This is a genomic window from Paenibacillus sp. Marseille-Q9583, from assembly GCF_976954365.1.
This window is the reverse complement of record NZ_CDRJTB010000132.1, coordinates 1-5434: the sequence shown is the minus strand read 5'-3', so window position 1 is coordinate 5434 and position 5434 is coordinate 1. Positions and strand designations below refer to the sequence as shown.

The window sequence follows — 5434 nt, the reverse complement described above, 5'->3', positions numbered from 1 at the left end:
TTTGTATAGAAGTTCCTCTCTAACTCCTCCGAAAGAAGTTTCTTCAAAAAAACTGTTAATAGTATTATAACATTATTTTGAATACTATAGGAACAAGTGTTTGCTATACCTATAAACAAAAAATCTACTGGCATATTGCAATATACTAGTAGCTGTTAAAATGTACTTCTCGTATTTTAACTGCTTTTGTTTTATAACTTCCTCCTAACCCGTTTATGTCCCTTGGTTGATTTTGTGAAATTGATAAATTATTCAAGCCACAATGTACGGAATAATTGGGGCTTTTTCGGTAGAGAACACTCTGATTTCTCTTTAACTAAAAAAAGCAGCCGGCCAATTGGCTAGCTGCATTACAATTTTTTCAACGCTTCGCCTTATAAAACTCATGATACAGCTTCATAAGTGCCCGCTTCTCAATCCGCGACACATAACTCCGCGAGATCCCAAGCTCCTTCGCAATCTCCCGCTGCGTCCTCTCTTCCCCGCCCGTATCAAGTCCGAATCTGCCAACGACAACTTCTTTTTCACGATCATCCAAAATATCGAGATTTCGATAAATCTTGCTCTTCTCGATCTTCAGATCCACTTCTTTAATGACATCATCAGCCTCGGAGCCAAGGATATCGATGAGTGTAATTTCATTCCCTTCCTTGTCTGTCCCAATCGGATCGTGGAGAGATACGTCTTTCCGTGTTTTCTTCAAGGATCTTAAATGCATCAAAATTTCGTTTTCAATACAACGGGCAGCAAAAGTGGCTAGCTTTGTCCCTTTGTTCGGACGATAGCTCTCGATGGCTTTAATCAAGCCAATGGTGCCTATGGAGATCAGATCCTCCATGTCTTCTCCGGTGTTATCGAATTTTTTTACTATATGGGCGACAAGTCTCAAATTGTGCTCGATAAGCAAATTTCGGGCTTTAGCATCCCCTTCAGCCATCATGCCTAAGTATTTGCTTTCCTCCTGCTCCGAGAGCGGCTGTGGAAATGCGTTGTTCCTTACGTAGGATACCAGCAACGTCAGTTCTTTGATTAGCAACGCGATCGTACTTAAGAATCCAGGCAACTTGGCGACACCTCCCGCACTTGTACAATGAAACCGATCTGTTAGCCTTACGGGTTCATGGTCATCTTATTGTATGTGGGTAGATGCCTAGAAGTGCATGTACGGGGGAAATTGTACAAACCCATTGTTAGTCTCACGCTTTAGCTTCATAAAAAAATAACGCAGCTGCCTCAGCAAACCGCTCCAACCTGCATTTTTTCGGGATATCAACACTTTAATAGAGCGTTTACTAGACCAGTTTCCAACTAGTTAGGAAGCACTTATCCTGTTGACTTTTCAACATATAGTGATTAAAATAAACAACGCACACTAAATATAGTATGAATATGATTTTCCAGTATTTATAGCTTATCTATTCACTCTTTACAGTATTTAAAGTAGTTTTAATATATACAGGGGGAGAGACTCCATGCTAGTCGCATACGATTCAAAAACCGGAAACGTCAAACGCTTCATTGGTAAGCTTAAGCTGCCAGCTGTGCAGATTGAAGAGCATATGACCATTGACGAGCCTTATGTGCTTATTACATACACCACCGGCTTTGGACAGATTCCAGAGAAGGTGTCTACTTTCTTGAAGAACAATTATTCCAATTTGAAAGGCATCGCCGCCAGCGGCAACAAGAACTGGGGCGAGCTGTTCGCGCATAGCGCAGACTTGATTGCAGATCGGTACAATGTACCCGTTATCGGTAAATTTGAGCTGTCGGGCACATTTGGTGATGTGGAACGAATTAAACAGGAGGTGAGCCGAGTTGCGGCATATTGAACTAAACAACATGTTAATGAAGAGAGACGAAAGTGGTTTCTTTCAATTGGATAAAGACCTTGAGGCAGTAGCCGAATTTATGCGGGATGTAGAACGGCGGAGCTTGGTTTTTGAGAATACAAAAGCCAAGGTGGATTATATGATTGAACAAGATTTCTACGAAAATTTTTACGAACAGTACAGCTTGGCTGAGATTGAAGATGTCTACCAAATTACCCATTCTTACAACTTCAGTTTTCCATCTTATATGGCAGCTTCGAAGTTCTACACAGATTACGCTGTAAAAACCAATGACCGTAAGCAATATCTAGAGCATTATCCGGACCGTGTGGCGGCAGTTGCCCTTCACCTAGGACGCGGCAACGCCGATACTGCCGGCACGCTTGCCCGTTCGATGATGGAGCAGCGCTTACAACCTGCGACCCCAACCTTCTTAAATGCCGGCAAGAGCCGTCGCGGTGAGCTTGTCTCTTGCTTCCTTATCGAAATGGACGACTCGCTTAACTCGATCAACTATGTGCTCAATACCTGCATGCAGCTGTCGAAGATCGGCGGTGGCGTAGCCGTCAATCTGTCCAAGCTTCGCTCCCGCGGGGAGACGATCAAAGGCGTCGAGGATGCGGCCAAGGGCATTATACCTGTGCTCAAGCTGATGGAGGACGGTTTCTCCTATGCTGACCAGATGGGTCAACGTAAAGGTTCTGGAGCCGCCTACTACAACATTTTTGGATGGGATGTTCTTGAATTTCTCGACAGTAAGAAGATCAACGCCGACGAAAAAACAAGACTTAAAACCCTGTCCATTGGTCTGATCATTCCGAATCGCTTCTATAAGCTGGCGAAGGACAATGAACCGCTCCATGTATTTGCCCCTTACAGTGTGTACAAGGCTTATGGCACCCATCTTGATGACATGGATTTGGATGAAATGTACGATAAACTGCTAGCCGATCCACGTGTCAAAAAGAGAAGGGCCATGAGCGCACGGGATATGCTGACCAAAATCGCCATGATCCAACTGGAATCTGGCTATCCATATATTATGAACAAGAGCAACGCCAATGAAGCCCATGCCCTGAAAAACGTTGGACAGATCAAAATGTCCAACCTCTGCACGGAAATCTTCCAGCTGCAGGAGACCTCAGAAATTGCTGATTACGGACAGGAAGATACCATCCGCCGTGATGTAAGCTGCAATCTGGCTTCCTTGAACATTGTCAACGTGATGGAGCATGGCAAAATCCGTGAATCAGTACATGAAGGCATGATCGCCTTGACTGCAGTCAGCGATATGACCAGCATCTCTAATGCCCCAGGCGTAGCCAAAGCTAACAAAGAGATGCACTCCGTCGGTCTCGGCGTCATGAATCTGCACGGCTATCTGGCCAAGAACAAGATCGCTTATGAGAGCGAACAGGCTCGCGATTTTGCCCGGACCTTCTTCATGACCATGAACTACCATTCACTGGAGAAAAGCATGGAGATCGCTGCTGCAAAAGGTCATTCTTTCCATGGGTTTGAGGCTTCTGATTATGCTACCGGAGCTTATTTTGAGCGTTACCTGACTACGGATTACCGCCCTGTAACGCCAAGAGTACAAGAGCTGTTCGGAGATATTTTCATCCCGTCCCCTGCGGACTGGGAACAACTGCGGGATGCAGTACAAGCAAATGGTCTGTATCATGCTTACCGTTTGGCAATTGCGCCAACAGCCAGCATTTCCTATATTCAAAATGCTACTTCAAGCGTTATGCCTATTGTTGAGCAAATTGAGACCCGGACTTATGCCAATTCAACAACTTACTATCCGATGCCGTATCTGCGGCCGGATAATGTATTTTTCTATAAATCAGCTTACCAAATGGATCAGTTCAAGGTGATCGATCTAATCGCGGAAATTCAGCCCCATATCGACCAGGGCATATCGACCGTGCTGCATGTCAACAGTGATGTCTCAACCAGAGAACTGGCCCGTTCCTATCTGTACGCGGCGCATAAAGGCCTGAAGTCACTGTATTACACCCGGACCAAAAAGCTGTCCGTCGAGGAATGCCTCACCTGCTCGATCTAACTGGAAGGCTATAGCCGCAGAAAAGGAGATTGCCATATTATGACCGCTATCCAAGCTGTGAACTGGAACCGTCCCGACGACGATTTCTCATTGATGTTCTGGAATCAGAACATTATGCAATTCTGGACGGACGATGAAATTCCATTATCCGATGATAAAATGTCCTGGCTCACGCTCAGTGAGCAAGAAAAGGACTCCTATATGAAGGTACTCGGCGGACTCACGCTGCTGGATACGATTCAAGGCGGAGTAGGTATGCCGCAGATTATGGAGCATGTCGAAGGCCTTCAGCGCAAGGCTGTGCTTGGCTTTATGGGCATGATGGAACAGATTCACGCCAAATCGTACAGTAGCATTTTCACCACTTTGTCCTCCACGGAGGAGATTGACAGTGTGTTCCGCTGGGTTGAAGAGAACCCTTATCTGCAGTTCAAGGCAGAGACCATATCACAATATTACAAAAAAATAGAGTCACCCAAAGATCTGTACCTTGCCATGGCAGCCTCAGTGCTGCTCGAGAGCTACTTGTTCTACAGTGGCTTCTTCTACCCGCTTTATCTAGCTGGCCAAGGCAAAATGACATGCAGCGGTGAGATCATCGACCTTATTCTGCGGGATGAGAGCATCCATGGCGTATATGTCGGTGTGCTGGCGCAGGAGATCTTTGACGGGCTACCAGATGACGAGCAGCGTGAGCTACACCAGAAGCTGGTAGACCTCCTTAGACTGCTCCATGAGAATGAAGAACGTTATACCGAGCAGATCTACGCTCCCATCGGACTGGTGGACGAGGTCAAGACCTTCCTTAGATACAATGCTAACAAAGCCATGATGAATCTGGGACATGATCCGCTATTCGACGAGGAAGAGATCAACCCGATTGTTCAGAATGGCATCAGTACCCACACCAAACAGCATGATTTCTTCTCGAAAAAAGGTAACGGATACGTCCGGGCGCTTAACGTGGAGCCGCTGAAAGATGAAGATTTTCAATTTTAAGTATAGATAAAGCAAAAAAGTGCGGAGAAAATTCTCCGCACTTTTTGCTAACTGTAAGATTAGATTATTGCAAGCTTTTCAGGTATGTTCTAGCTTCTTCGTAGGTATCGTAAGCATCTGCAAAATCTCTACCAAAAATACGTTTCAATTGCATCTTCCAAATTGGGTTTTTAGTTACATAAGCCCATCCAGCTTGACCAGCTTCACTCGCCATCGCACCAGTAGGGGCTAGCATAGCTGCAACCTCAGGAGTAAGTACACTTTTAGATTCAGTTACATCAGTTGTTCCTGTAAATTTAGGTTTAACAAGCTTCATGATATTTTCAAAATCTTTCAGGTATCCTGGAACATCTTCAGCTGAAAAATCAATAGATACTACATCGATATGGTTCTCATTTTGGTTGTACTTAATTGTGTATGACATAATTATTATTCCTCCAAGTTTTAAAGTTATTTTTTAATAATAGTGATGAAATGTATGTAACTTCACAGACAAAAAATACCCGCCCCATGCTTTTTCAGGGCGACGACA

At 44.7% G+C, this 5434-nt stretch carries 5 protein-coding genes; 3 read left to right on the top strand and 2 right to left on the bottom strand.

Annotated features, from left to right (window positions below; all coding sequences use genetic code 11):
- Nucleotides 1-361 precede the first annotated feature (361 nt).
- Nucleotides 362-1063: an RNA polymerase sporulation sigma factor SigK gene (gene sigK / locus ACWNM1_RS30075; protein WP_042125228.1), complete on the bottom strand. Its 702-nt coding sequence runs from the start codon at nucleotides 1061-1063 to the stop codon at nucleotides 362-364.
- A 409-nt stretch (nucleotides 1064-1472) separates the two neighbouring features.
- Between sigK and nrdI the strand changes: the two genes are divergently transcribed.
- The 3 genes from nrdI to nrdF are packed head-to-tail and all read left to right on the top strand — an operon-like array spanning nucleotide 1473 to nucleotide 4902.
- Nucleotides 1473-1832: a class Ib ribonucleoside-diphosphate reductase assembly flavoprotein NrdI gene (nrdI, locus tag ACWNM1_RS30070; RefSeq protein WP_042185827.1), complete on the top strand. Its 360-nt coding sequence runs from the start codon at nucleotides 1473-1475 to the stop codon at nucleotides 1830-1832.
- Nucleotides 1819-3903: a class 1b ribonucleoside-diphosphate reductase subunit alpha gene (nrdE, locus tag ACWNM1_RS30065; RefSeq protein WP_449603853.1), complete on the top strand. Its 2085-nt coding sequence runs from the start codon at nucleotides 1819-1821 to the stop codon at nucleotides 3901-3903. Before nrdI ends, nrdE begins: the two co-directional genes overlap by 14 nt.
- Nucleotides 3904-3942: 39 nt before the next feature.
- On the top strand, nucleotides 3943-4902 hold the full coding sequence (gene nrdF / locus ACWNM1_RS30060) for a class 1b ribonucleoside-diphosphate reductase subunit beta (RefSeq protein ID WP_449603852.1): 960 nt from the start codon (nucleotides 3943-3945) through the stop codon (nucleotides 4900-4902).
- Nucleotides 4903-4966: 64 nt separating this feature from the next.
- Here nrdF and ACWNM1_RS30055 read toward each other — a convergent pair whose 3' ends face one another.
- Nucleotides 4967-5326, bottom strand: coding sequence for a hypothetical protein (locus ACWNM1_RS30055; RefSeq protein ID WP_076119924.1), 360 nt, complete (start codon nucleotides 5324-5326; stop codon nucleotides 4967-4969).
- Nucleotides 5327-5434 lie beyond the last annotated feature (108 nt).

Bases quoted from the DNA above. Each gene is read 5' to 3' on its own strand.
- nrdI (WP_042185827.1), top strand. From the start codon at position 1,473: ATGCTAGTCGCATACGATTCAAAAACCGGAAACGTCAAACGCTTCATT.
- nrdF (WP_449603852.1), top strand. From the start codon at position 3,943: ATGACCGCTATCCAAGCTGTGAACTGGAACCGTCCCGACGACGATTTC.
- ACWNM1_RS30055 (WP_076119924.1), bottom strand. From the start codon at position 5,326: ATGTCATACACAATTAAGTACAACCAAAATGAGAACCATATCGATGTA.